Annotated in this window: 21 protein-coding genes; 11 read left to right on the forward strand and 10 right to left on the reverse strand. The window is 63.2% G+C overall.

Features of this window, described 5'->3' with window-relative positions; translation table 11 throughout:
* Positions 1-92 precede the first annotated feature (92 nt).
* The 5 genes from rarD to NLX68_RS02810 all read right to left on the reverse strand — a co-directional run bounded on the left by rarD (position 93) and on the right by NLX68_RS02810 (position 5,634).
* Positions 93-980 (reverse strand): EamA family transporter RarD, encoded by an 888-nt coding sequence (rarD, locus tag NLX68_RS02790; protein ID WP_254282587.1) that lies wholly within the window; start codon positions 978-980, stop codon positions 93-95.
* A 65-nt stretch (positions 981-1,045) separates the two neighbouring features.
* Positions 1,046-2,020, reverse strand: coding sequence for a serine/threonine protein kinase (locus NLX68_RS02795; protein ID WP_010221400.1), 975 nt, complete (start codon positions 2,018-2,020; stop codon positions 1,046-1,048).
* Between the two features lie 87 nt (positions 2,021-2,107).
* Positions 2,108-4,009 (reverse strand): PhoX family phosphatase, encoded by a 1,902-nt coding sequence (locus tag NLX68_RS02800; protein WP_254282588.1) that lies wholly within the window; start codon positions 4,007-4,009, stop codon positions 2,108-2,110.
* Between the two features lie 63 nt (positions 4,010-4,072).
* Positions 4,073-4,837, reverse strand: a complete 765-nt coding sequence (locus NLX68_RS02805; RefSeq protein ID WP_254282589.1) for a TOBE domain-containing protein — start codon at positions 4,835-4,837, stop codon at positions 4,073-4,075.
* A 59-nt stretch (positions 4,838-4,896) separates the two neighbouring features.
* On the reverse strand, positions 4,897-5,634 hold the full coding sequence (locus NLX68_RS02810; protein WP_254282590.1) for a ComF family protein: 738 nt from the start codon (positions 5,632-5,634) through the stop codon (positions 4,897-4,899).
* An 89-nt stretch (positions 5,635-5,723) separates the two neighbouring features.
* On the opposite strand from NLX68_RS02810, the gene bioB reads away from it, so the two are divergent.
* The 9 genes from bioB (at position 5,724) to NLX68_RS02855 (ending at position 16,011) form a co-directional block, all read left to right on the forward strand.
* Positions 5,724-6,782, forward strand: a complete 1,059-nt coding sequence (bioB, locus tag NLX68_RS02815) for a biotin synthase BioB (RefSeq protein WP_010221404.1) — start codon at positions 5,724-5,726, stop codon at positions 6,780-6,782.
* Between the two features lie 7 nt (positions 6,783-6,789).
* Positions 6,790-7,962 carry an 8-amino-7-oxononanoate synthase gene (gene bioF / locus NLX68_RS02820; RefSeq protein WP_254282591.1) on the forward strand — a complete coding sequence of 391 codons (1,173 nt, stop codon included), beginning with the start codon at positions 6,790-6,792 and terminating at the stop codon, positions 7,960-7,962.
* Positions 7,955-8,686 carry an alpha/beta fold hydrolase gene (locus NLX68_RS02825; protein ID WP_010221406.1) on the forward strand — a complete coding sequence of 244 codons (732 nt, stop codon included), beginning with the start codon at positions 7,955-7,957 and terminating at the stop codon, positions 8,684-8,686. Before bioF ends, NLX68_RS02825 begins: the two co-directional genes overlap by 8 nt.
* Positions 8,679-9,503, forward strand: coding sequence for a malonyl-ACP O-methyltransferase BioC (bioC, locus tag NLX68_RS02830; protein ID WP_254282592.1), 825 nt, complete (start codon positions 8,679-8,681; stop codon positions 9,501-9,503). The genes NLX68_RS02825 and bioC overlap by 8 nt, the downstream gene beginning before the upstream one ends.
* 1 nt (position 9,504) lies before the next feature.
* The gene (gene bioD / locus NLX68_RS02835; protein WP_010221409.1) at positions 9,505-10,185 is read left to right on the forward strand and encodes a dethiobiotin synthase; all 681 of its coding nucleotides are present in this window, start codon (positions 9,505-9,507) and stop codon (positions 10,183-10,185) included.
* Positions 10,186-10,292: 107 nt separating this feature from the next.
* The gene (locus NLX68_RS02840; protein ID WP_010221410.1) at positions 10,293-10,589 is read left to right on the forward strand and encodes a hypothetical protein; all 297 of its coding nucleotides are present in this window, start codon (positions 10,293-10,295) and stop codon (positions 10,587-10,589) included.
* A gap of 269 nt (positions 10,590-10,858) precedes the next feature.
* Positions 10,859-12,664, forward strand: a complete 1,806-nt coding sequence (locus tag NLX68_RS02845; RefSeq protein ID WP_254282593.1) for a phenylacyl-CoA dehydrogenase — start codon at positions 10,859-10,861, stop codon at positions 12,662-12,664.
* A 163-nt stretch (positions 12,665-12,827) separates the two neighbouring features.
* A complete protein-coding gene (locus tag NLX68_RS02850; protein WP_254282594.1) occupies positions 12,828-14,111 on the forward strand; it encodes a diguanylate cyclase in 1,284 nt (427 codons plus the stop codon).
* 121 nt (positions 14,112-14,232) lie between these two features.
* Positions 14,233-16,011 carry an acyl-CoA dehydrogenase C-terminal domain-containing protein gene (locus tag NLX68_RS02855; RefSeq protein ID WP_254282595.1) on the forward strand — a complete coding sequence of 593 codons (1,779 nt, stop codon included), beginning with the start codon at positions 14,233-14,235 and terminating at the stop codon, positions 16,009-16,011.
* A 229-nt stretch (positions 16,012-16,240) separates the two neighbouring features.
* On the opposite strand, the gene NLX68_RS02860 is transcribed toward NLX68_RS02855, so the two are convergent.
* Positions 16,241-17,164 (reverse strand): LysR family transcriptional regulator, encoded by a 924-nt coding sequence (locus NLX68_RS02860; RefSeq protein ID WP_254282596.1) that lies wholly within the window; start codon positions 17,162-17,164, stop codon positions 16,241-16,243.
* Positions 17,165-17,266: 102 nt separating this feature from the next.
* On the opposite strand from NLX68_RS02860, the gene NLX68_RS02865 reads away from it, so the two are divergent.
* Both NLX68_RS02865 and NLX68_RS02870 read left to right on the forward strand, forming a co-directional pair.
* Positions 17,267-17,965: an MOSC domain-containing protein gene (locus NLX68_RS02865; protein WP_254282597.1), complete on the forward strand. Its 699-nt coding sequence runs from the start codon at positions 17,267-17,269 to the stop codon at positions 17,963-17,965.
* Positions 17,962-19,242 (forward strand): aspartate aminotransferase family protein, encoded by a 1,281-nt coding sequence (locus tag NLX68_RS02870; protein ID WP_254282598.1) that lies wholly within the window; start codon positions 17,962-17,964, stop codon positions 19,240-19,242. Before NLX68_RS02865 ends, NLX68_RS02870 begins: the two co-directional genes overlap by 4 nt.
* Before the next feature lie 140 nt (positions 19,243-19,382).
* On the opposite strand, the gene NLX68_RS02875 is transcribed toward NLX68_RS02870, so the two are convergent.
* The 4 genes from NLX68_RS02875 to pqqC are packed head-to-tail and all read right to left on the reverse strand — an operon-like array spanning position 19,383 to position 23,346.
* Positions 19,383-21,221, reverse strand: a complete 1,839-nt coding sequence (locus NLX68_RS02875; RefSeq protein WP_254282599.1) for a S9 family peptidase — start codon at positions 21,219-21,221, stop codon at positions 19,383-19,385.
* Complete coding sequence (gene pqqE, locus NLX68_RS02880; RefSeq protein WP_254282600.1) at positions 21,187-22,347, reverse strand: pyrroloquinoline quinone biosynthesis protein PqqE; 1,161 nt, start codon at positions 22,345-22,347, stop codon at positions 21,187-21,189. Before pqqE ends, NLX68_RS02875 begins: the two co-directional genes overlap by 35 nt.
* The gene (gene pqqD, locus NLX68_RS02885; RefSeq protein ID WP_254282601.1) at positions 22,319-22,594 is read right to left on the reverse strand and encodes a pyrroloquinoline quinone biosynthesis peptide chaperone PqqD; all 276 of its coding nucleotides are present in this window, start codon (positions 22,592-22,594) and stop codon (positions 22,319-22,321) included. The genes pqqE and pqqD overlap by 29 nt, the downstream gene beginning before the upstream one ends.
* Entirely contained in the window at positions 22,591-23,346 is a 756-nt protein-coding gene (gene pqqC, locus NLX68_RS02890) for a pyrroloquinoline-quinone synthase PqqC (RefSeq protein WP_010221421.1), read from the reverse strand. Before pqqC ends, pqqD begins: the two co-directional genes overlap by 4 nt.
* Positions 23,347-23,348: the final 2 nt, after the last annotated feature.

The following is a 23,348-nucleotide window of genomic DNA, read 5'->3' on the forward strand; positions in this document are numbered from 1 at the left end:
CGGTTTATCGGGGATGCGCCTGTGGATAACCTTGGGAGATGTCACTGCAGGCCACAGATTGCGTGGCCTGCAAAGCTTCGTGCATTTTTTGATCATCTGCGCCGGCGCAGGCTCAACCAGGCATCCACGCTATACAGCGCCAGGCCTGCCCAGATGAACATGAAGGCCACCAGGGTGCTGCTCGACAGGTGCTCGTCAAACAGCCACACCGCCTGCAGCAGTACCAGGGTGGGGGCCAGGTACTGCAAGAAGCCCAGGGTGGTATAGGGCAGGTGCCGCGCGGCGGCGTTGAAACACACCAGGGGTACCAGCGTGACTGGCCCTGCGGCTATCAGCCAGAGCGCTTCGCTGCTGGTATAGAAGCTTGCCTGGGCACTGTGCGCCATGGGGTTGAGCAGCATCCAGCCGATGGCCAGCGGCACCAGCATCCAGGTCTCGACCACCAGCCCGGGCAGGGCGGCTACCGGCGCCTGCTTGCGGATCAGGCCGTAGAAGCCAAAGCTCAATGCCAGCACCAACGACACCCAGGGCAGGCTGCCCACTTGCCAGACCTGTTGGGCCACCCCGAGCGCGGCCAGGCCCACGGCAATCCACTGCAGGCGGCGCAAGCGCTCACCGAGCAGGAGCATGCCGAGCAGCACGTTGACCAGCGGGTTGATGTAGTAGCCCAGGCTGGCTTCGAGCATGCGCCCGTTGTTCACCGACCACACGTAGGTCAACCAGTTGCCGGCGATCAGCGAGCCGCTCAAGGCCAGGATCGCCAGGCGTTTGGGGTTTTCGCGCAGTTCGCGCAGCCAGCCCGGATGCTTCCAGACCAGCAGCAGCAACGAGCCGAACAACGCCGACCAGAGCACCCGATGGACGATGATTTCCACTGCGGGGACGCTTTGCAGCGCTTTGAAGTAGAGCGGGAACAAGCCCCAGATGATGTAGGCGCTCAGGCCCAGGATGTACCCGCGGCGCGGGTTGGCGGCGTGCATGCAGATTCCTTGCTTAGGCAGCTATCTAAAAGCAGGGGGCTATTGTAGACAGACTCACGCGCGCTTCAGAACAATTTCAGCGGTTCTTCATCCAGCGCAGCGATCTGCTCGCGCAGGGCGAGGATCTGGTCGCCCCAGTAACGCTCCTGGCCGAACCAGGGGAAGCTGCGCGGGAATGCCGGATCGTCCCAGCGCCGGGCCAGCCAGGCGCTGTAGTGCAACAGGCGCAGGGCCCGCAAAGGTTCGATCAGGGCCAGTTCGCGCGGGTCGAAATCGTGGAACTCGTTGTAGCCATCCATCAGCTCGGCCAACTGGCCCAGGCGTTCGTGGCGCTCGCCGGCGAGCATCATCCACAGATCCTGTACCGCCGGGCCCATGCGGCAGTCATCGAGGTCGACGATGTGAAACACCTCGTCGCGACACATCATGTTGCCCGGGTGGCAGTCGCCGTGCAGGCGAATGACCTGGTGCGGGGTACTGGCGTAAATCGCCTCGACCCGCTTGAGCAGGTCGCGGGCCACCGACTCGAAGGCCGGCAGCAGGCTTTTGGGGATGAAGTTGCCTTCGAGCAGGGTATTGAGCGAGGCGTGGCCGAAGTTATCCACGGCCAGTGCTTCGCGATGCTCGAACGGGCGGGTGGCGCCGACCCCATGCAGACGACCGAGCAGTTGCCCGAGGCGATACAGCTGATCGAGGTTGCCCGGCTCCGGCGCCCGGCCGCCACGGCGCGGGAACAGGGTGAAGCGAAAGCCGCTGTGTTCGAACAGGGTTTTGCCGTTATGGATAAGTGGCGCCACCACCGGCACTTCGCATTCGGCCAGTTCAGCGGTAAAGCTGTGTTCTTCGAGGATCGCCGCGTCGCTCCAGCGGTCCGGGCGGTAGAACTTGGCGATCAGTGGTTCAGCCCCTTCGATGCCCACCTGGTAGACCCGGTTCTCGTAGCTGTTGAGTGCCAGTACCCGGGCGTCGCTGAGAAAACCGATGCTTTCCACGGCGTCCAGGACCAGGTCGGGGGTGAGTGTTTCAAAGGGGTGGGACATGCTCGCTCCTGCTGTGCGGCAGGTCGCCGCAAGGTTCCTGCATGGTATCGCACATCGCCGGCTCGTGTGGGAGCCGGCTGCACAGGCTCAAGCCCCAACGACCCCGCCGTCCTCCCTGCTGATCGCCATCACCGACGACCGAGGCTTGCCATTGGGCAGGTGCTCGGGAAAGGTCGAACCACCGGTTTCCCCCGGGTGCTGGATACCCACGAACAAGGTGCGCTGATCCGGGGCAAAAGCGATACCCGTCACCTCACACGCCACCGGGCCGACCATGAAGCGGCGGATTTCCCCAGTGACCGGGTCGGCGCAAAGCATCTGGTTGTTGCCCATGCCGGCAAAATCGCCGCTGTTGCTGTAGTCGCCGTCAGTCAGGATCCACAAGCGGCCCTCAGCATCGAAACCCAGGCCATCCGGGCTATTGAACATGTTCTGCGGGGTGATGTTGGCAGAGCCTGCCTTGGCCTCACCGGCATGCACCGATGGATTACCGGCCACCACAAACAGGTCCCAGTCGAAATTCATCGCACCATGGTCATCGGCGTTTTCACGCCAGCGCAGAATCTGCCCATAGAGATTTTTCTCGCGCGGGTTGGGGCCGCCGACCGGCTGGCCTTCTTCTCCGCGTTTGACGTTGTTGGTCAGGGTGCAATACACCTGGCCGTCCTTGGGGCTGACCACGATCCATTCCGGGCGGTCCATACGCGTGGCCTTGAGATGGCTGGCGGCCAGGCGCGCATGAATCAGTACCTGGGCCTGGCTGGCAAAACCGTTGGCGGCGTTGAGGCCGTTCTTGCCATGGGTCAGCTCCAGCCACTGGCCCTTGCCGCGCGGATGATCAAGGCTATGGTCGCCATCGTCGAAGCGCGCCACGTATAAGGTGCCGTGGTCCAGCAGGTTGCGGTTGGCGTTGGCATTCTTGTGGTCGATGCGGTCGCGGCTGATGAACTTGTAAATGAACTCGCCACGCTCGTCGTCGCCCATGTACACCACGGCGCGGCCATCGCGGGTCTCGGCCAGGGCGGCATTCTCGTGCTTGAAACGGCCCAGGGCGGTGCGCTTGACCGGGGTCGACTGCGGGTTGAACGGATCGATTTCCACCACCCAGCCATGACGGTTCAGTTCGTTGGGGTTCTTCGCCAGGTCGAAACGTGGGTCGTGCTGATGCCAGTCGACCTCCTTGCCTGTGACCGAGGCACCGTAGCGCTTTTGGGCGGCATCGAAGGCCTGGGCCGGATCACTGCTGCCGAAGCAGTCGGTGAAGTTCTCTTCGCAGGTCAGGTAGGTGCCCCACGGCGTTTTGCCGTTGGCGCAGTTCTGGAAGGTGCCCAGTGCCTTGCGCCCGCTGTTGTCGGTCGCGGTTCTAAGCAGGGCATCGCCGGCGGCCGGGCCGCTGATGCTGATTGGCGTGTTGCCATGGATGCGCCGGTTGTAGGGCGAATCCTGGACGAACTGCCACTGGCCATCGCGGCGCTGCACTTCGATCACCGACACCCCTTCGGCGGCCTGGGCTTTGTGCACTTCTTCAGCAGAGGCCGGTTTGCCGCCGTGGCTGAACAGGTATCGGTAGTTGGTGTATTCGTTGTTGATCGCCATCAGCGCGCGATTGGCGTCGCCGGGGAAGGGGAACAGGCTCATGCCGTCATTGTGGTCGCCGAACTGCAGTTCCTGGGCCTGGGCGCTGCCGTTGCCGGAAGGATCGAAGGCCGGGGCGCCGGCATGCAGTGGCTGGCCCCAGCTGATCAATACCGAGGCTTTGTAACCAGGCGGCAGGCTGATGCTGTCGGCGGTGGCGGCGGCGATGCTGGCAAAGCCCAGCAGGCTGCTGTTGCCGGCGCTGACGCTGGCTGCCAGTACGCTGCGGCTGAGCAAATTGCCGCCGAGAAACAGCGCTGCGCCGCACAGCGCGCCGGCGCCGATGAAGCGGCGGCGGCTGAGGCTGGTCAGCTGTTCGAGGTCGGTTGGCTGATGTTCTTCTAGTAGGTGCATGACAGGCTTCCTGCGGGTTTGGCAGTCACCTTAGTCAGGGTCCATGACATTTTTGTGGCAGTTTTACAGCGGCGTTCCAAGAAGCACGTAAGAAGGCTGAAATTGCACCTGCAGGTCACTGCCGACAATGACCTGATGGTCTTGTAGCCAGTGTGCGTCGGCGAAAGCACACAGGGTTTGCCCGCTGGCCAGGAGCAGACGCACTTCGGTCGGCCCCTCGGTGTCTTCAAGCAAGGCATCGACCTTGACTGGCAAGCAGTTGTAGCCCTCGGCTGGCTGTTGATCGAGGTCCAGCAGTTCGAGCCAGCCCGCCTTGATCAGCGCCACTACTGCGGTACCCGGGCTCAGTTCAAGGCGTCCGGTACTGTCGTGGGTGATCTGGGCATCGATGCGCAGCTCGCCCGCCAGGGTCAGGCTGATGCGGTCATAGCGGCCCTGGGCCTCGATCGAGCTGATGCGCCCGTGCAGCTGGTTGCGCGCGCTGGTGCGCAGCATCAGGCGGCCGAGCAGGTCGAGATCGCTGGCGTCTTCGGCCGCTTCAAGGATCTGCGCCTGCAGGGCCTGCAAGCGCTGGTACAGGCGCAGCACCCGCTGGCCCTCGGCAGACAGTTTCGCCCCACCGCCGCCGCGCCCACCAACACTGCGTTCCACCAGTGGGCTGGCGGCCAGGTTGTTGAGTTCGTCGATGGCATCCCAGGCCGCCTTGTAACTCATGCCGGCGCTTTTCGCCGCACGGGTGATCGAGCCTTGTTCGGCAATGTGTTGCAGCAAGGCAATACGCTGCGGGCGGCGGACGATGTGCTGGGTGAGCAGGGCAGGCAGGGACATAAGCGGCAACGGGCACCAGTGGGGAATCAGCCCGAAAGTGCCCGCACCCCGCGCCCAAGTCAAGCGCTGCCGGGCTTGGCGGTGCGCGCCAGGCAGTAGACATCGACCCGCCGGGCGCCGGCCTTGAGCAACAGGCTGGCCAATGCCTGGGCGGTGGCGCCAGTGGTCAGTACGTCATCCACCAGCGCGACATGACGCCCGGCAATCATCGGGCTGTGGTGCACGGCAAAGGCCTGGCGCAGGTTGCGTTTGCGTGCCTGGGCCTTGAGACCTTGCTGGGCCGGGGTATCGAAGGTGCGGGTGAGCACCTGTTCGCTGCAGCGAATGCCCAGTTGTTGTGCCAACCAGTTAGCCAACATACCCGCCTGATTGTAGCCGCGCTGACGCAATCGCCGCCTTGACAGCGGTACCGGCAGCAACAAAGCCGGGCGCGGTAGCCCTTCGTCAAAGCGGTGGCTCAACCAGCGCCCGAGCAGTTGCGCGAGCAGGCGGCCCAGCGGCCACTGGCTATTGTGCTTGAAGCGGGTAACCAGCGCATCGACCGGGAAGCCGTAGTACCAGGGCGCCTCGACCCGATAGAAGGCCGGCGGGCGCCGGCTGCACTGGCCGCAGACCAGGCCGTGCATGGGTAGCGGCAGGGCACAGACCTGGCAATGCTCGCCCAGCCAGGGCAGTTCGCTCTCGCAGGCGATGCACAGTGGGTAGGGTTGCTCGGCCGCTTCATTGCAAAGTAAACAGTATTGGTTATTAAACAGCCAATTGTAAACCCGTGTTTTGGCTTGTGGTTGACAGTGCATCAGCCTTCCTTAACTATGCGAGCTATCCGTGATGCGCTGGCGGGGTTTTCTGTGCCGGCGCCTGTACAAGCCTAAACAAGGAATCGCCGATGAGCGCCAGCACAACTGCAACAACACGTCACGACTGGTCCCTGGCCGAGGTCAAAGCCCTGTTCCAGCAACCGTTCAATGACTTGCTGTTCCAGGCGCAAACCGTGCACCGCGCGCATTTCGACGCCAACCGCGTGCAGGTCTCGACGCTGCTGTCGATCAAGACCGGCGCCTGCCCGGAAGATTGCAAATATTGTCCGCAGTCCGGCCACTACAACACCGGGCTGGAAAAACAGAAGCTGATGGAAGTGCAGAAGGTCCTCGAAGAGGCAGCCCGGGCCAAAGCCATCGGCTCGACGCGCTTTTGCATGGGCGCCGCCTGGAAGCACCCGTCGGCCAAGGACATGCCTTACGTGTTGCAGATGGTCAAAGGGGTCAAGGCCATGGGCCTGGAAACCTGCATGACCCTCGGCAAGCTCGACCTGGAGCAAACCCAGGCGCTGGCCGAGGCCGGGCTTGACTACTACAACCACAACCTCGACACCTCGCCGGAGTTCTACGGCAGTATCATCACCACCCGCACCTACAGTGATCGCCTGCAGACCCTGGCTTACGTGCGCGATGCCGGGATGAAGATCTGCTCGGGCGGCATCCTCGGCATGGGCGAGTCGCTGGACGATCGCGCCGGCTTGCTGATCCAGCTCGCCAACCTGCCGGAACACCCGGAGTCGGTGCCGATCAACATGCTGGTGAAGGTCGCCGGCACGCCGCTGGAGAACGCCGAAGAAGTCGACCCGTTCGACTTCATCCGCATGCTCGCCGTGGCCCGGATTCTTATGCCCAAGTCCCACGTGCGGTTGTCCGCTGGCCGTGAAGCGATGAATGAGCAGATGCAGGCCCTGGCCTTCTTCGCCGGCGCCAACTCGATCTTCTACGGCGAGAAACTGCTGACCACCGCCAACCCGCAAGCTGACAAGGACATGCAACTGTTCGCACGCCTGGGCATCCAGCCGGAAGCCCGTGAAGAGCACGCCGACGAAGTCCATCAGGCGGCCATCGAGCAGGCACTGGTGGAGCAGAAGAGCAGCGAGCTGTTCTACAACGCCGCCTCGGCCTGAGGCAGCCATGGCGTTTGATCTTCGCGCGCGGCTGGAGCAACGCCGCGCCGCTGACCTGTACCGTCAGCGCCCGCTGCTGCAAAGCCCGCAGGGCCCGGAAGTGGTGGTCGATGGCCAGCCGTTGTTGGCGTTTTGCAGCAACGACTACCTGGGCCTGGCCAATCATCCGCAAGTGATCGCAGCCTGGCGCGCCGGTGCCGAGCGCTGGGGTGTCGGCGGCGGTGCTTCGCACCTGGTGATCGGCCACAGCAGTCCCCATCACGCGGTGGAAGAGGCCTTGGCCGAATTGACCGGGCGGCCGCGGGCGCTGCTGTTTTCCACCGGCTACATGGCCAACCTGGGTGCCTTGACGGCGCTGGTCGGGCAGGGCGACACGGTGCTGCAGGACCGTCTCAACCATGCCTCGCTGCTCGATGCCGGCCTGCTCAGCGGTGCGCGTTTCAATCGCTACCTGCACAACGATGCCGAGAGCCTCGCCAACCGCCTGGACAAGGCCGTCGGCAACACCCTGGTGGTGACCGACGGGGTGTTCAGCATGGACGGCGACCTGGCCGATTTGCCTGCCCTGGCTGCGGTGGCCAATGCCCGCGACGCCTGGCTGATGGTCGACGATGCCCATGGCCTGGGCACCCTGGGGCGCAACGGCGGCGGTATCGTCGAGCATTTCGGCCTGAGTCTTGAGCAGGTACCGGTACTGATTGGCACCCTGGGCAAAGCCTGCGGCACCGCGGGTGCATTTGTCGCCGGCAGCGACGAGCTGATCGAGTGCCTGATCCAGTTCGCCCGGCCCTACATCTATACCACCAGCCAGCCTCCGGCCCTGGCGTGCGCCACCCTGCGCAGCCTGGAACTGCTGCGCGGCGAGCATTGGCGTCGCGAGCACCTGGCGGCGTTGATTCAGCAGTTTCGTAGCGGCGCCGAGCAGATCGGCCTGCAACTGATGGACAGCTTCACGCCGATCCAGCCGATCCTGATCGGCGACAGCACGCGGGCCTTGCGCCTGTCGCAGATGCTTCGCGAGCGTGGCTTGCTGGTCACCGCGATCCGCCCGCCGACCGTGCCTGCCGGCAGCGCCCGCTTGCGTGTGACCTTGAGCGCGGCACACAGCCCGGCGCAGGTGCAGCTATTGTTGAATGCATTGGCTGACTGTTATCCGCTGCTGGAGCCTGCTGATGCGTAACCATCTGATCCTGTTGCCGGGCTGGGGCCTGGGCAGTTCTGCCTTGCAGCCCTTGGTGGCGACCTTGCGGGCCATCGACCCTGGCTTGCGGGTCGAAATCCAGGCCTTGCCCAGCCTGGTGTCCAGCAACCCCGAGGACTGGCTCGACAAGCTCGATCGGCAGTTGCCGCGCCATGCCTGGCTGGGCGGCTGGTCGCTGGGCGGCATGCTCGCCGCCGAACTGGCCGCGCGGCGCGGCGATGACTGTCATGGGTTGATCACCCTGGGCAGCAACCTCAGTTTTGTCAGCCGCCCGGACTGGCCGCACGGCATGGCGGTGGATACCTTCCAGACCTTCCTCGAAGGTTGCCGCTATCACACCCAGGTCACCCTCAAGCGCTTCGTTTCGTTGTGCAGCCAGGGCGCCGAAGACCCGCGCAGCCTGGCCCGCCTGCTCAGCGCGGGGATGCCAGCTCCGGCTCCGGAAGTGTTGGTGGCGGGGCTCGAAGTCCTTGGCCAGCTCGATACCCGTGCCGCGCTGCAGCGCTATGGCGGTCCGCAATTGCACCTGTTTGCCGGGCGTGACGGGCTGGTGCCGGCGGAGGTCGCCGGCGAACTGCTGGAGATACTGCCCGACGTGGAAGTCGGGCTGCTGGAAGACAGTGCTCATGGTTTTGTGATGGAAACACCTCATGAGTTGGCGGCAGCAATCAAGGCCTTTGTACATGAGAGTGGCGATGACTGATCTTTCCCAGCCGGGCCTGCCCGGCGGCTTGCCCGATAAACGTCAGGTCGCAGCGTCGTTCTCCCGCGCTGCCGCCAGCTACGACAGCGTTGCCGAACTGCAGCGGGCGGTGGGCGCGGCGCTGCTTGAACAGTTGCCCGCTGCATTCGAGCCGCAACGCTGGCTGGACTTGGGCAGCGGTACCGGCTACTTCAGCCGCGCCCTGAACAGCCGTTTTCCCCAGGCCGCCGGTGTGGCTGTGGATATTGCCGAAGGCATGCTCCAGCACGCGCGGGAGCAGGGCGGGGCGCACCACCATGTGGCAGGCGATGCCGAGCGCTTGCCGCTGCGAGAGGCCAGCGTCGAGCTGATCTTCAGCAGCCTGGCGGTGCAATGGTGTGGCGATTTTCGCGCCGTGCTCAGCGAGGCCCGGCGTGTCCTGCAACCAGGCGGTGTATTGGCTTTTGCCAGTCTTTGCGTCGGCACCCTGCATGAGCTGCGCGAAAGCTGGCAGGCGGTCGATGGCCTGGTGCACGTCAATCGTTTTCGGCGCCTTGAGGACTATCAACGCCTGTGTGGCGAAAGCGAACTGCAGGTACTGAGCCTGGCGGCTCGGCCCCATGTGTTGCACTACCCGGATGTGCGCAGCCTGACCCACGAGCTCAAGGCCCTCGGTGCTCACAACCTCAACCCGGGGCGCCCGGCCGGGCTGACCGGGCGGGCACGGATGCAGGGCCTGCTGCAGGCGTATGAGGGCTTCCGTCAGCCCCAGGGACTACCGGCGACCTATCAGGTGGTCTACGGTGTACTGCAAAAGCCGTCGGTAGAAGGGGAGTGAGATGAACCCGGCCTATTTCATCGCAGGGACCGACACCGACGTTGGCAAGACCACCATCGCCGCTGGCCTGCTGCATGCTGCACGCCTGGCCGGGTTGAGCACCCTGGGCGCCAAACCTGTGGCGTCTGGTTGCGAGCTCAGCAGCAAAGGCTTGCGTAATGCCGACGCCATGGCGCTGATTGCCGAAAGCTCGCTCAAGTTGCCCTATGAACAGGTCAATCCGTTCGCTTTCGAGCCGGCCATTGCCCCGCACCTGGCTGCACGGGAAGCCGGCGTCGCCTTGAGCGTGCAGGCCTTGCTGACACCGATGCGCGAGGTGTTGGCCAACGGTGCCGATTTCACCCTGATCGAAGGTGCTGGTGGCTGGCGCGTGCCGCTGTCCGGCCAGGCCAATCTGTCGGACCTGGCCGTTGCCCTGAAGCTGCCGGTGATTCTGGTGGTCGGTGTGCGCCTGGGCTGCATCAACCACGCCTTGCTCACGGCCGAAGCCATCGCCCGCGATGGCCTGCAACTGGCTGGCTGGGTCGCCAACATTGTCGAGCCGCGCACCTCGCGGCTGGAAGAAAACCTCGCCAGCCTCGCCGAGCGTTTACCGGCGCCATGCCTGGGGCGGGTGCCCAAGCTCAAGCAGGTCAGCGCGCAAGCGGTAGCGGCGTACCTGCAACTGGACCTGCTGGACTGACGCGCGTCTATCGTGTGGCATTTTGCTATTAGTGTTTTCAACGGGCCTTTTGCCGGTAAGTCTGCTTCAATAGAGGCTGTTCGCTTTCAGGGTCATGGAGTTTCGACATGGAAATCTCGGGCAACTCAGCATTCTACGCAGGGCTTGGCGCCATACAGGCCGGGCAGAGTCGCGTCGATCAGGCTGCCAGCCAGATCGCCAACACCACTGTCGAGCGTGCCGCCACCAGCCAGTCCAGCGACTATCAGGCCGAGCGCCTGCGCGCGGTCGATCGCAGCCAGCAGATGGACCTGGCCACCAGCAGCGTCGAAATGGCGCTGGGCAAGCATCAGGTCGAATTGGGTGTCAAAGTGGCCAAAGCATCGGACGAAATGCTTGGTACCTTGATCGATACCTACGCCTGACCCCCTTCGGCTCGCCCTCTGTGAGCCTTCAACTAGTCTTTATGTATCAGCGCTTTGCCCTTGCTGGCGGGCGCTCGGCTGCGCGTTTGCGGGGTGTTTTGCCAGGGCAATCGCGCAGTCTGGCATGGCCGAACTGCCCTCTGCTTGATGCTTGACAAGTTTTCGGCGTAAACGTATGTTTCAAACAACTGTTTGACCGAAAGCCGCCTAGAGCTGGTCGGTATATCGCGGTCTCCCTATCCAGGATTCATCAGCAGAGGTTCATCGCTATGCCTGATTACAAAGCCCCCTTGCGTGATATTCGCTTCGTTCGTGACGAGCTGCTCGGCTACGAAGCGCATTATCAGAGCCTGCCGGCTTGCCAGGACGCCACCCCGGACATGGTTGACGCCATCCTCGAGGAAGGCGCCAAGTTTTGTGAACAGGTACTGGCCCCGCTGAACCGTGTCGGCGACCTCGAAGGCTGCACCTGGAGCGAGTCGGGGGTCAAAACCCCGACCGGCTTCAAGGAAGCCTACAAGCAGTTCGTCGAAGGCGGCTGGCCAAGCCTGGCCCATGACGTCGAGCACGGCGGCCAGGGGCTGCCTGAGTCGCTGGGCCTGGCGGTCAGCGAAATGGTCGGTGAGTCGAACTGGTCCTGGGGTATGTACCCTGGCCTGTCTCATGGCGCGATGAACACCATCTCCGAGCACGGCACCGCCGAGCAGCAGGAGACCTACCTGACCAAGCTGGTATCCGGCGAATGGACCGGCACCATGTGCCTGACCGAGCCGCACTGCGGCACCGACCTGGGCATGCTGCGCACCAAGGCCGAACCTCAGGCCGACGGTTCCTACAAAGTCACCGGCACCAAGATCTTCATCTCGGCCGGTGAGCACGACATGGCCGACAACATCGTCCACATCGTCCTGGCCCGCCTGCCCGATGCACCGGCTGGCACCAAAGGCATTTCGCTGTTCATCGTGCCGAAATTCCTGCCGACCGCCGAAGGCACCGTCGGTGAGCGCAACGCCGTGTCCTGTGGCTCCATCGAACACAAGATGGGCATCCACGGCAACGCCACCTGCGTGATGAACTTCGACGCCGCTACCGGCTACCTGATCGGCCCGGCCAACAAAGGCCTGAACTGCATGTTCACCTTCATGAACACCGCTCGCCTGGGTACCGCGCTGCAAGGCCTGGCCCACGCTGAAGTGGCGTTCCAGGGCGGCCTGAAATACGCTCGCGACCGTCTGCAAATGCGCTCGCTGACTGGCCCGAAAGCGCCGGACAAAGCCGCTGACCCGATCATCGTTCACCCGGACGTACGGCGCATGCTGCTGACCATGAAGGCGTTCGCCGAAGGCAACCGCGCCATGGTCTACTTCACCGCCAAGCAGGTGGACATCGTCAAGTACAGCCAGGACGAAGAAGAGAAGAAGAAAGCCGACGCACTGCTGGCCTTCATGACGCCGATCGCCAAGGCGTTCATGACCGAAGTCGGCTTCGAAGCGGCCAACCACGGTGTGCAGATCTATGGCGGCCACGGCTTCATCGCCGAGTGGGGCATGGAGCAGAACGTTCGCGACAGCCGTATCTCGATGCTGTACGAAGGCACCACCGGCATCCAGGCGCTGGACCTGCTCGGCCGTAAAGTGCTGATGACCCAGGGCGAAGCGCTCAAGGGCTTCACCAAGATCGTGCACAAGTTCTGCCAGGGCAACGAAGGCAACGAAGCGATCAGCGAGTTCGTAGCACCGCTGGCCCAACTGAACAAAGAGTGGGGCGAGCTGACCATGAAGGTCGGTATGGCAGCGATGAAAGACCGCGAAGAAGTCGGTGCCGCTTCGGTGGACTACCTGATGTACTCCGGTTACGCCTGCCTGGCTTACTTCTGGGCTGACATGGCGCGCCTGGCTGCCGAGAAACTGGCTGCCGGCACCACTGAGGAAGCCTTCTACACCGCCAAGCTGCAGACCGCGCGCTTCTACTTCCAGCGCATCCTGCCGCGTACCCGTACCCACGTGGCAACCATGCTGTCGGGCGCCAACAACCTGATGGACATGAAAGAAGAGGACTTCGGTCTCTCCTACTAAGTCAAAGGCTGTAAGAAAAAACGCCTGCCCTCACCGGCAGGCGTTTTTTTTTGCCTTTGCTCCCACCCTACCGTTCCGACCAAGTGAATTCATCTATTCATGTGTGCGGCCGATACATTAAAGGCACAATGCCATTATTGATCTGCCGGGTCGGAGATTACCCTTGTTTCGTTTATCCGCTGTACGCCTGAGCCACTTCCTGCCTTCAGCCTGTCTGCTGGTGTCAGGGCTCGCGGCCGCTTACGTGAGAGACCTCAATGTGTTCTTCACGTCGCTGTTCAATGTCCTGCCCACTCTGGTCCTGTTGCTGGGCGGCGCCTACTGCGCCGTGTACCGCCGCCAGCGTGAACTGTTTCTGATGATCACGGTGTATATCGCCTACTTCCTGCTCGATACCCAGACTGATTTCTACCGTGACAACGGCCGGGTCCGAGAAGACGCGGCAGTGGTGTTCCACCTGGTCTGCCTGCTGTTGCCGCTGATGTTTGCCCTGTATGGCGCCTGGCAGGAGCGTACGCACCTGTTCCAGGACATGGTCGCGCGCTTTGCCGTGCTGCTGGCGGTCGGCAGCGTCGCCCTGGGCCTGGAGCAGAGCTTCCCCCAGGCCCTGCTCGGTTGGCTGGCAGAGATTCGCTGGCCGTCATTACACGGCCAATGGATGAGCTTGATCCAGCTGGCTTACCCGGTGTTCCTCTGCGCGTTCATCCTGCTGGTGGTGCAGTACCTGCGCCAGCCAAGGCCCTTGCATGCGGCGCAGGTGATTGGCCTGATCGGTATCTTCTGGATGCTGCCCAAGACCTTCATCCTGCCCTTCACCCTGAACATCATGTGCAGCCAGGTGATGCTGATGATTGCCGCGGCGGTGTCCCATGAGGCTTATCAAATGGCCTTTCGCGATGAGCTGACCGGTTTGCCCGGCCGTCGCGCGCTCAACGAACGCATGCAGCGCCTGGGGCGCAATTATGTGTTGGCGATGACCGACGTCGATCACTTCAAGAAATTCAACGACACCCATGGTCACGACGTTGGCGACCAGGTGTTGCGTCTGGTGGCCAGCAAGCTTTCCAAGGTCACAGGCGGTGGCCGGGCCTATCGTTATGGTGGTGAGGAGTTTGCCGTGGTGTTCGCCGGCAAAAGCATTGAAGAGTGCATGCCGCATCTTGAGGCCGTGCGTGAGGTGATCGCCAACTACAACATCCAGTTGCGCAACCAGGACAGCCGTCCCCAGGACGACCAGCAAGGGCGCCAGCGCCGTGGCGCGTCGGCGGCTTCCAGTGTGTCGGTGACTATCAGTATCGGCGTCAGTGAGCGCCTGGCCGATCATCGCTCACCCGACGAAGTGCTCAAGTCTGCCGACCAGGCTCTGTACAGCGCCAAGGGCGCCGGCCGTAACTGCGTCGTGGCTTATGGCGTTCAGGCCAGGCGTGGTGCGGTACGCATGGCGTGACCGAAATAGACTGTTCAGTCGCCAGATGACCCTATGTCTCGCAAAAGTTGTTCGGGTACACTGGCTCCATAACAGTGACGCGGCCTGCAGGCCGTCCCCGACTCTAATATGAGAGGTTGCCATGGCTGACTATAAAGCGCCGCTGCGCGATATGCGCTTCGTCCTCAATGAAGTCTTCGAAGTCTCCAAGCTCTGGGCCCAGTTGCCCGGCATTGCCGAAGCGGTGGACGAAGACACCGCCCTGGCGGTGCTGGAAGAAGCCGGCAAGGTCACCAGCAAGAGCATCGCGCCACTGAGCCGCAGTGGTGACGAAGAAGGTTGCCATTGGGACAACGGCGCGGTGAGTACCCCGGCCGGTTTCATCGAGGCTTACAAGACCTACGCCGAAGGCGGCTGGGTTGGCGTCGGTGGCGACCCTGCCTACGGCGGCATGGGCATGCCCAAGGTGATCGCGGCCCAGGTCGAGGAAATGGTCAACTCGTCCAGCCTGGCCTTTGGCCTGTACCCGATGCTGACGGCTGGCGCCTGCCTGTCGATCAATGCCCACGCCAGCGAAGCGCTGAAGGAAAAGTACCTGCCGAACATGTACGCCGGTGTCTGGGCCGGTTCCATGTGCCTGACCGAGCCTCACGCCGGCACCGACCTGGGCATCATCCGCACCAAGGCTGAGCCGCAGGCGGATGGCAGTTACAAGGTCAGCGGTACCAAGATCTTCATCACCGGTGGCGAACACGACCTCACCGAGAACATCATTCACCTGGTGCTGGCCAAGCTGCCGGACGCGCCCGCCGGGCCGAAGGGCATTTCCCTGTTCCTGGTGCCGAAGTTCCTGGTCAACGCCGATGGCAGCCTGGGTGCGCGCAACCCGGCCAACTGCGGCTCGATCGAGCACAAGATGGGCATCCAGGCGTCGGCCACCTGCGTGATGAACTTCGACGACGCGGTCGGTTACCTGGTCGGCGAGCCGAACAAGGGCCTGGCGGCGATGTTCACCATGATGAACTACGAGCGCCTGGGCGTAGGTATCCAGGGCCTGGCCTCGGCCGAGCGCTCTTACCAGAACGCCATCGAGTATGCGCGCGACCGCTTGCAGAGCCGTGCGCCGACCGGCCCGCAGGCCAAGGACAAGGTCGCTGACCCGATCATCGTCCACCCGGATGTACGGCGCATGCTGTTGACCATGAAGGCTCTCAACGAAGGCGGGCGTGCGTTCTCCACGTATGTTGCGATGCAACTGGATACCGCCAAGTTCAGCGAAGACGCCGACACGCGCAAACGCGCCGAAGAGCTGGTGGCGCTGCTGACCCCGGTAGCCAAGGCATTCCTCACCGACCTGGGCCTGGAGTCGGCGGTACATGGCCAGCAAGTGTTCGGCGGCCATGGTTACATCCGTGAGTGGGGCCAGGAGCAACTGGTACGTGATGTGCGCATCACCCAGATCTACGAAGGCACCAACGGTATCCAGGCCCTCGACCTGATGGGACGCAAGGTGGTCGGTAGCGGCGGCGCGCTGTACAAGCTGTTTGCCGACGAAATCCGTCACTTCACCGCCAGCGCCGGCAGCGACCTGGGCGAATTCGTCAAACCGCTCAATGCTGCCCTGGACAACCTTGATGACCTGACCGCCTGGGTGCTGGATCGGGCCAAAAACAACCCGAATGAAATCGGTGCGGCTTCGGTGGAATACCTGCAGGCATTCGGCTATACCGCTTATGCCTACATGTGGGCGCTGATGGCCCGTACGGCCTTGGCCAAGCAAGGCGAAGACGACTTCTATGCCAGCAAGCTGGGCACCGCACGCTTCTATTTCGCCCGTTTGCTGCCGCGTATCCACTCGCTCAGCGCTTCGGTTAAAGCCGGTAGCGAGTCGCTGTACTTGCTGGATGCCGCGCAGTTTTGAGCGTAATAGTTGTTTGTAAGCATTCTCTTACATTACGTGGTGACTTTTCGCCTCTATCGAAAGATTGGATCCACAGTTAATCTTCTTACATGGACGTAGCGCAGGAAGCGCAAAGTACAGAACACGGACACGAAGGATTCCTGCCAGGATGGTGGGGCGAAAAGGATGTCAGGGAAACAGTCTGCAAAGCCCCGCTTCGGCGGGGTTTTCTTTTGCCTGCGATTTGACCTCAGCCCAGCACATCCAGCGGCGACCCCCCGATCTGCCGCGGGTCGGCTTCTTCTTCCAGCAGATTGCGCAGCAGCTCCACCGACGCCTGCTGGCGCTGCGCATCGCGAAACACCAGGCCGATCTTCAGCGGCACTCGTGGCTCGCTCAGCGGCTTCCACAGCAGTTCCTGGTCATCTTCGACCACTTCCTTGGCGCGCCCCGGCAACACGGTTGCCAGTGAGGTATGCGCCAGGCTGTCGAGAATCCCGCCCATGTTGTTCATCTCGGCCTGCACCTGCGGCCGCCGGCCCAGGTTGGCCAGTTGCGACTGCCAGATCTGCCGCACCTGGAATTCTTCGCCGAGCAATAGCATCGGCAGCTCGGCAGCCTGCTTCAGCGAGACCTTCTTGAATTCACGCAGGGGGTGGGTGTTGGGGATGACCAATTGCAGTTCATCTTCGTACAACAACAGCCCATGCAGGCCTGGCTGGCGCGGTGGCAGGTAGCTGATGCCGATGTCCAGGCTGCCATTGAGCAGGCGCCGTTCGATTTCCAGGCCCGACAGTTCGTAGATCTGTACCACCAGATGCGGCTGTGCCTTGCGCACCCGGTCGAGCAGCTGCGGTACCAGGCTTGGGCGCACGGTTTGCAGGACGCCAATGGCCAGGGTACGCAGTGCCTGGCCCTTGAAGTTGCGCAGTGCCTCGCGAGCGCGCTGCAGGCCGTCGAGCAAGGGCAGGGCGTGGTTGTACAGGGTGTGCGCGGCCAGGGTCGGCAACAGGCGCTTGTTGCCGCGCTCGAACAGGCTCACATCGAGGTTTTGCTCAAGTTGGCGGATCTGCTGCGAAAGCGCCGGTTGCGACAGTGACAGGCGCTCGGCAGCCCGGCCAACGTGGCCTTCTTCATACACCGCGACGAAATAACGCAGTTGGCGAAAATCCATAAGAGTTACTTATCAAAAATGCTCGAAAAACCAAATGGCCGTTAGCCTGCAAGAAGCCTAGTCTATCCCGTATTCACAAGGTTTACAGGGCCAGAAGGCGCGATGAATACCGTGTATGTGGATGGCGTTTACATAGGCAAGGCAAAAAACCTCGGGTATGGCTTATTGACCGATATCGATAAGCAGGAGGTTGCAAGACGGTTGTGGTTATGGCCACAGGGGCTGGGGAGCGACGAACACGGCGACCCACGCTTTCACACCGGCCCTGAACGGGCTTTGCACCATTACCCGGCCGAGCACTACGCCTGGTGGCGGCAACGTTATCCACAGATCGATTGGCGCGCCCCGGGTTTCGGCGAAAACCTCTCGACCCGCGGCCTGGATGAACACCAGGTGTGCCTGGGCGATATGTTCCGCTGGGGCGGGGCGCTGTTGCAGGTCAGTCAGCCGCGTTCGCCCTGTTATCGCCTGAGCCATCGCTGGGGCTTGCCGAACCTGCCGCAACAGGCGCAGGACAGTGGCCGTTGTGGCTGGTTCTACCGGGTGCTCAAGCCAGGTTTCGTCAGCGCCGATGAGCCCTTTGAACTGATTCAACGTAGTTATCCGGGCTTGACCGTGGCCTGGGCACTGCGCACTTTTTACCGTGAGCCTTTGGAGCATGCAGGTTTGAAAAAGCTGGTGGATTGTCCGGCACTCTCGACACGCTGGCGCGATATCGCGATCAAGCGTCTGCGTACCGGCCAGGTCGAAGACTGGACCGCGCGTCTGCTTGGCCTGCCGCTCGAGGGGCTGCGCGCATGAACCTGTTCAACCTGCGCCGCCCGGCTGCGGCCGTGGCCGAGCACAAGGTCGCAGCCGTTGTGGCGCAACCTGCGCAAGCCGTGTCGCGCGAATACCTGATGCCCGCCGTCGAGCGCGCGCCACAGGTGTTCGTCCGTGGCCAGGGTTCATGGCTGTGGGACAGCGAAGGCCACGCGTATCTGGATTTTACCCAGGGCTGCGCGGTCAACAGCCTCGGTCACAGCCCCGGTGCGCTGGTCAAAGCCCTGGGCAGCCAGGCGCAGGCGCTGATCAATCCGGGCGCGGGTTTTCATAACCGTGGCCTGTTGAACCTGGTCAGTCGCCTGTGCGAAAGCACCGGCAGTGACCAGGCCTACCTGCTCAACAGCGGCGCCGAAGCCTGCGAAGGGGCGATCAAGCTGGCGCGCAAATGGGGCCAACTGCACCGCAACGGCGCCTATCACATCATCACTGCCAGCCAGAGCTGCCATGGCCGCAGCCTGGGCGCGCTGTCGGCTTCCGACCCCTCGCCGTGCAACCGTTGCGAGCCGGGGTTGCCGGGCTTCAGCAAGGTGCCATTCAACGACCTTGAAGCGCTGCACGCGGCGGTCGATTCGCGCACCGTGGCAATCATGCTCGAACCGATCCAGGGCGAAGCGGGCGTGATTCCAGCGACCCAGGCGTACCTTCAGGGGGTCGAGCGGCTGTGCCGCGAACTGGGCATCCTGCTGATTCTCGATGAAGTGCAGACCGGCGTCGGCCGCTGCGGGGCGATGCTCGCTGAACAGCTGTATGGCGTGCGCGCCGACATCCTCACTCTCGGCAAGGGCTTGGGCGGCGGTGTTCCGTTGGCGGCCCTGCTGGCTCGTGGCAGCGCCTGCTGCGCCGAGGCCGGCGAGCTGGAAGGCAGCCACCATGGCAATGCGTTGATGAGTGCGGCGGGCCTGGCGGTGCTGGAGACCGTGCTGGAGCCGGGCTTCTTCGAGCATGTGCAGGATTCCGGGCGCCACCTGCGCGACGGCCTGAGCCGTCTGGCCGGTCGCTATGGCCAGGTCGAGGTGCGCGGCCAGGGGTTGCTCTGGGCTTTGCAACTGAGCGAAGACAATGCCGCCGAGCTGGTCCAGGCCGCCTTGCAGGAAGGCTTGCTACTGAATGCCCCGCAAGCCGACGTGCTGCGTTTCTCCCCGGCGCTGACAGTGAGCAAGGGCAACATCGACGAGATGCTCCTGCGCCTGGCCCGAGCCTTCGCCCGTGTCCATGCGGCGCAGCAAAACCAGCGGCGCGAGGCCACGGCCTGATCAATAAACCGCGCTAACGAATTTTCCGAACCGTCTCGCGTTCCTGCGCATCGCCCCGGGCCTGTTGTTTTTGGCTTGGGGCGTTTTTTTGTCTGCCGCCTACAGGTTCTGTGGGAGCGGGCTTGATCCGCGATAGCAATCTAACTGCCTTCCAGCACCCGCCGATAAAACTTCCACTCCTCCTCCAGCGCATGCGCCAGGTTGCTTGCCGTGCGAAAACCATGGCGCTCCGACGGGTAGAAATGCCCTTCGGCGTGAATGCCGTTGGCTTGCAGGGCGTCCAGCATCGAGCGGGTCTGCTCCGGCACCACGACAACGTCCAGTTCGCCCTGGAAGAAGATCACCGGTACCTTGATGTTCGAGGCGTGCAGCAACGGCGTGCGTCGCTGATAGCGTTCTGCATCCGCCACGGGGTCACCGATCAGCCAGTCCAGGTAATCACCTTCGAACTTGTGCGTGGTCCGGGCCAGGGCCTGCGGATCACTGACGCCATAAAGACTGGCACCGGCACGGAACACATTGTGGAACGCCAGGGCGCAGAGCGTGGTGTAGCCGCCAGCGCTGCCGCCGCGGATAAACGCTCGCTGCGGATCGATCAGTTGGCGCTCGGCCAGGTGGGTGACTACCGCGCAGGCATCTTCGACATCGATCTCACCCCAGCGCAGGTGCAGGGCCTGGCGATAGTCACGGCCGTAGCCGCTGCTGCCGCGGTAATTGAGATCGGCCACGGCAAAGCCGCGCTGGGTCCAGTACTGGATGCGCGGGTCGAGCACCGGGAAGCAGGCAGAGGTCGGGCCGCCATGGATGAACACCAGCAGCGGCGGCTGCGCGTCACCGTTCATGGCCGGGTAGAAAAAGCCATGGGCGATGCCATCACCGCTGGGATAGCGCAGCGCCTGCGGGCGGCTGATGCGCTCGGCAGGCAGCGGCAAGGCTCCGCCCGCCAGTACCTGGGCCTTATGGTTCTGGCGATCGATGGCGATGATGGCGGGTGGACTGATGGCCGACGCGGCAATGGCATAGAGGTACTGCTCGTCCAGGTCGAGGCAGCGAAAGCGGCTGTAGTCTGTGCTGTAGTCCTCTACCGAACCATCGAGATGACAGACGCCCAAGCGGCTGAAGCCGTTATCGAACCAGCTTGCCAGGTAGCGCTGCTCGTCCAGCGGCAGCCAGGTGCTGGCGCCCAGTTGCCAGGGGGCACCGGCATGGTCGGCAGCGGCGGCTGGCAATGGGCCCCAGCCTGTTGCCGTCTCACCCCAGGGTTGCCAATAGCCGTTGCGATCGGACAGGCAATACAAGCGACCGGCTGCGTCAAAGCGGGGTTGTTGCAGGGATTGTTGCGCGCCCTCTTCACCGGCGATGCAGTGCGGCGTGCCCCACTGGCCCTCTGCCTGGCGTTGGCAGCAAAGCAGCCGGGTTGCTGTCCAGGGTTGTTCGGGGCGGTTCCATTCAACCCAGGCCAGGCGCGAGCCATCGGCGCTCAGGGTTGGTGAGGCGTAAAAGTCGGCGCCTTCGGCCAGCACTTCACGGCTGCCCTTGGCGATGGCGACCAGGCGATGCTCGACTGCCCCGGGGCCATGGCTTTCTTCCACTGCCAGCACGTGCCCGTTGGCCCAGCGCAGATCACCGTAGCGCCGCACGCCCTCGGTCAGCGGCTGCGGTAACCCGCCGTTGAGGTCCTGGGTATACAGCTGCTGGTCGGCCTCGTTGACGAACACCAGGCCATCGTCGCTCAGGCAGAAGCTGCCGCCACCGTATTCATAGACCCGGCTGCGTACGCTGAAGCCATTGGGCGTCAGGCAACGGGCCTGGCCATCGCGCCAGTGCCAGATCCGGCAGGCGCCATCGCTGGGGCGAAATTCGTTCCAGAACAATCCTTGGGCAGTCACCCGCAGCTCGGCAAAATCGGTACCGGCGGCGACCGCCTGGGCGGCGCTGAAACGCTCAGCCGCGGACAATGACACGGGAGTTTCGCTCATTACGGAAGGTCAGCTCATCGATGGTCTGGTGGGTATGCTCGGCGTCTTCACGAGCCTTGAGGATAATGCCGTGCTCGGCCGACTTGGCGCAAACCGGGTCGGCATTGCTGGCGTCGCCGGTGAGCATGAACGCCTGGCAGCGGCAGCCACCGAAGTCCTTCTCTTTCTCGTCACAGGAGCGGCATGGCTCGGGCATCCAGTCGTAACCGCGGAAGCGATTGAAGCCGAACGAGTCGTACCAGATGTGCTGCATGCTGTGCTCACGCACATTGGGAAACTGCACTGGCAGCTGGCGGGCGCCGTGGCAGGGCAGGGCGGTGCCGTCCGGGGTGACGGTGAGGAACACGCTGCCCCAGCCGTTCATGCAGGCCTTGGGGCGCTCTTCGTAATAGTCCGGGGTGACGAAGATCAGCTTGCAGGGGTTGCCGGCGGCCTGCAGTTTGGCCCGGTATTCGTTGGTGATGCGCTCGGCGCGTTCGAGCTGGGCACGGGTTGGCAGCAGACCGACGCGGTTGAGGTGCGCCCAGCCATAGAACTGACAGGTGGCCAGTTCGACGAAGTCGGCTTCCAGGGCCACGCACAGCTCGATGATGCGGTCGATCTTGTCGATATTGTGCCGATGGGTGACAAAGTTCAGCACCATCGGGTAGCCATGGGCTTTTACTGCCCGGGCCATTTCCAGCTTCTGCGCGAAGGCCTTCTTCGAGCCGGCCAGCAGGTTGTTGACCTGTTCGTCGCTGGCCTGGAAGCTGATCTGGATATGGTCCAGCCCGGCCTCCTTGAAGGCGGCGATCTTCTGTTCGGTCAGGCCGATGCCGGAGGTGATCAGGTTGGTGTAATAGCCCAGGCGCCGACCTTCGCCGATCAGTTCGGCAAGGTCCTGGCGCACCAGCGGCTCACCACCGGAAAACCCCAATTGCGCCGCGCCCATCTCCCGCGCCTCGGCCATGACCCTGAACCACTGCTCGGTGCTCAGTTCCTGACCCTGGGCGGCGAAGTCCAGGGGGTTGGAGCAGTACGGGCACTGTAGCGGGCAACGGTAGGTCAGCTCGGCGAGCAGCCACAGCGGCAGGCCGACTTCGGGTTTTGCCGGCAGCTCAGGCAAGGGTGATCCAGTGTTCGGCACGGGCCACCTCCATGAATTGCTCGATGTCGTCACCAAGCTCGGGTACGCCGGGGAACTGCGTGTCGAGCTCGGCAATGATTGCCGCCACATCGCGCTGGCCGTCGATCAGCCCGCCGATCAGCGCGGCGCTCTCATTGAGCTTGATCATGCCTTCCGGATATAGCAGTACATGAGCTTTCTGCGCTGGTTCGTACTGAAAGCGGTAGCCGGGACGCCAATTGGGGGTGAGTGAACGATCGAAACTCATAAGGCGATTCCTTTGTGCCAGACCCTTTCGCGGGTGACACTGTGGTACGGCGGGCGGTTCAGTTCGTAGGCCATGCTCATGGCATCGAGCATGCTCCAGAGAATGTCCAGTTTGAACTGCAGGATCTCCAGCATGCGCTGCTGGCCCTCGACTGTAGTGTAGTGCTGCAGGGTGATCGCCAGCCCATGCTCGACGTCACGCCGGGCCTGGCCCAAGCGGGTGCGGAAGTACTCGTAGCCGGCCGGGTCGATCCACGGATAGTGTTGTGGCCAGCTGTCCAGGCGCGACTGGTGGATCTGTGGGGCGAACAGTTCGGTCAGCGAGCTGCTGGCCGCTTCCTGCCAGCTGGCGCGGCGGGCGAAGTTGACGTAGGCATCCACGGCGAAACGCACACCGGGCAGCACCAGTTCCTGGGAGCGCAGTTGCTCCGGGTCGAGGCCGACAGCCTGGCCCAGGCGTAGCCAGGCTTCGATGCCGCCGTCTTCACCGGGAGCGCCGTCATGGTCGAGCAGGCGCTGAATCCATTCGCGGCGAATTTCGCGGTCCGGGCAATTGGCCAGGATCGCGGCATCCTTCAGCGGAATATTGACCTGGTAGTAGAAGCGGTTGGCGACCCAGCCCTGGATCTGCTCGCGGCTCGCACGGCCTTCATACATCGCTACATGGTAGGGATGATGGATATGGTAATAGGCGCCCTTTGCGCGCAGAGCCTGTTCGAATTCGGCGGGGGACAGCGGTTTGGCGTCACTCATGT

Origin of the sequence: Pseudomonas sp. SBB6 (assembly GCF_024213215.1) — a bacterium.
In the GTDB taxonomy this organism is placed as follows: Bacteria; Pseudomonadota; Gammaproteobacteria; order Pseudomonadales; family Pseudomonadaceae; genus Aquipseudomonas; species Aquipseudomonas donghuensis.

What these genes read in the sequence shown, in the direction of transcription:
- rarD (WP_254282587.1), bottom strand. Translation starts at nt 980, where the DNA reads ATGCACGCCGCCAACCCGCGCCGCGGGTACATCCTGGGCCTGAGCGCC.
- NLX68_RS02795 (WP_010221400.1), bottom strand. Translation starts at nt 2,020, where the DNA reads ATGTCCCACCCCTTTGAAACACTCACCCCCGACCTGGTCCTGGACGCC.
- NLX68_RS02800 (WP_254282588.1), bottom strand. Translation starts at nt 4,009, where the DNA reads ATGCACCTACTAGAAGAACATCAGCCAACCGACCTCGAACAGCTGACC.
- NLX68_RS02805 (WP_254282589.1), bottom strand. Translation starts at nt 4,837, where the DNA reads ATGTCCCTGCCTGCCCTGCTCACCCAGCACATCGTCCGCCGCCCGCAG.
- NLX68_RS02810 (WP_254282590.1), bottom strand. Translation starts at nt 5,634, where the DNA reads ATGCACTGTCAACCACAAGCCAAAACACGGGTTTACAATTGGCTGTTT.
- bioB (WP_010221404.1), top strand. Translation starts at nt 5,724, where the DNA reads ATGAGCGCCAGCACAACTGCAACAACACGTCACGACTGGTCCCTGGCC.
- bioF (WP_254282591.1), top strand. Translation starts at nt 6,790, where the DNA reads ATGGCGTTTGATCTTCGCGCGCGGCTGGAGCAACGCCGCGCCGCTGAC.
- NLX68_RS02825 (WP_010221406.1), top strand. Translation starts at nt 7,955, where the DNA reads ATGCGTAACCATCTGATCCTGTTGCCGGGCTGGGGCCTGGGCAGTTCT.
- bioC (WP_254282592.1), top strand. Translation starts at nt 8,679, where the DNA reads ATGACTGATCTTTCCCAGCCGGGCCTGCCCGGCGGCTTGCCCGATAAA.
- bioD (WP_010221409.1), top strand. Translation starts at nt 9,505, where the DNA reads ATGAACCCGGCCTATTTCATCGCAGGGACCGACACCGACGTTGGCAAG.
- NLX68_RS02840 (WP_010221410.1), top strand. Translation starts at nt 10,293, where the DNA reads ATGGAAATCTCGGGCAACTCAGCATTCTACGCAGGGCTTGGCGCCATA.
- NLX68_RS02845 (WP_254282593.1), top strand. Translation starts at nt 10,859, where the DNA reads ATGCCTGATTACAAAGCCCCCTTGCGTGATATTCGCTTCGTTCGTGAC.
- NLX68_RS02855 (WP_254282595.1), top strand. Translation starts at nt 14,233, where the DNA reads ATGGCTGACTATAAAGCGCCGCTGCGCGATATGCGCTTCGTCCTCAAT.
- NLX68_RS02860 (WP_254282596.1), bottom strand. Translation starts at nt 17,164, where the DNA reads ATGGATTTTCGCCAACTGCGTTATTTCGTCGCGGTGTATGAAGAAGGC.
- NLX68_RS02865 (WP_254282597.1), top strand. Translation starts at nt 17,267, where the DNA reads ATGAATACCGTGTATGTGGATGGCGTTTACATAGGCAAGGCAAAAAAC.
- NLX68_RS02870 (WP_254282598.1), top strand. Translation starts at nt 17,962, where the DNA reads ATGAACCTGTTCAACCTGCGCCGCCCGGCTGCGGCCGTGGCCGAGCAC.
- NLX68_RS02875 (WP_254282599.1), bottom strand. Translation starts at nt 21,221, where the DNA reads ATGAGCGAAACTCCCGTGTCATTGTCCGCGGCTGAGCGTTTCAGCGCC.
- pqqD (WP_254282601.1), bottom strand. Translation starts at nt 22,594, where the DNA reads ATGAGTTTCGATCGTTCACTCACCCCCAATTGGCGTCCCGGCTACCGC.
- pqqC (WP_010221421.1), bottom strand. Translation starts at nt 23,346, where the DNA reads ATGAGTGACGCCAAACCGCTGTCCCCCGCCGAATTCGAACAGGCTCTG.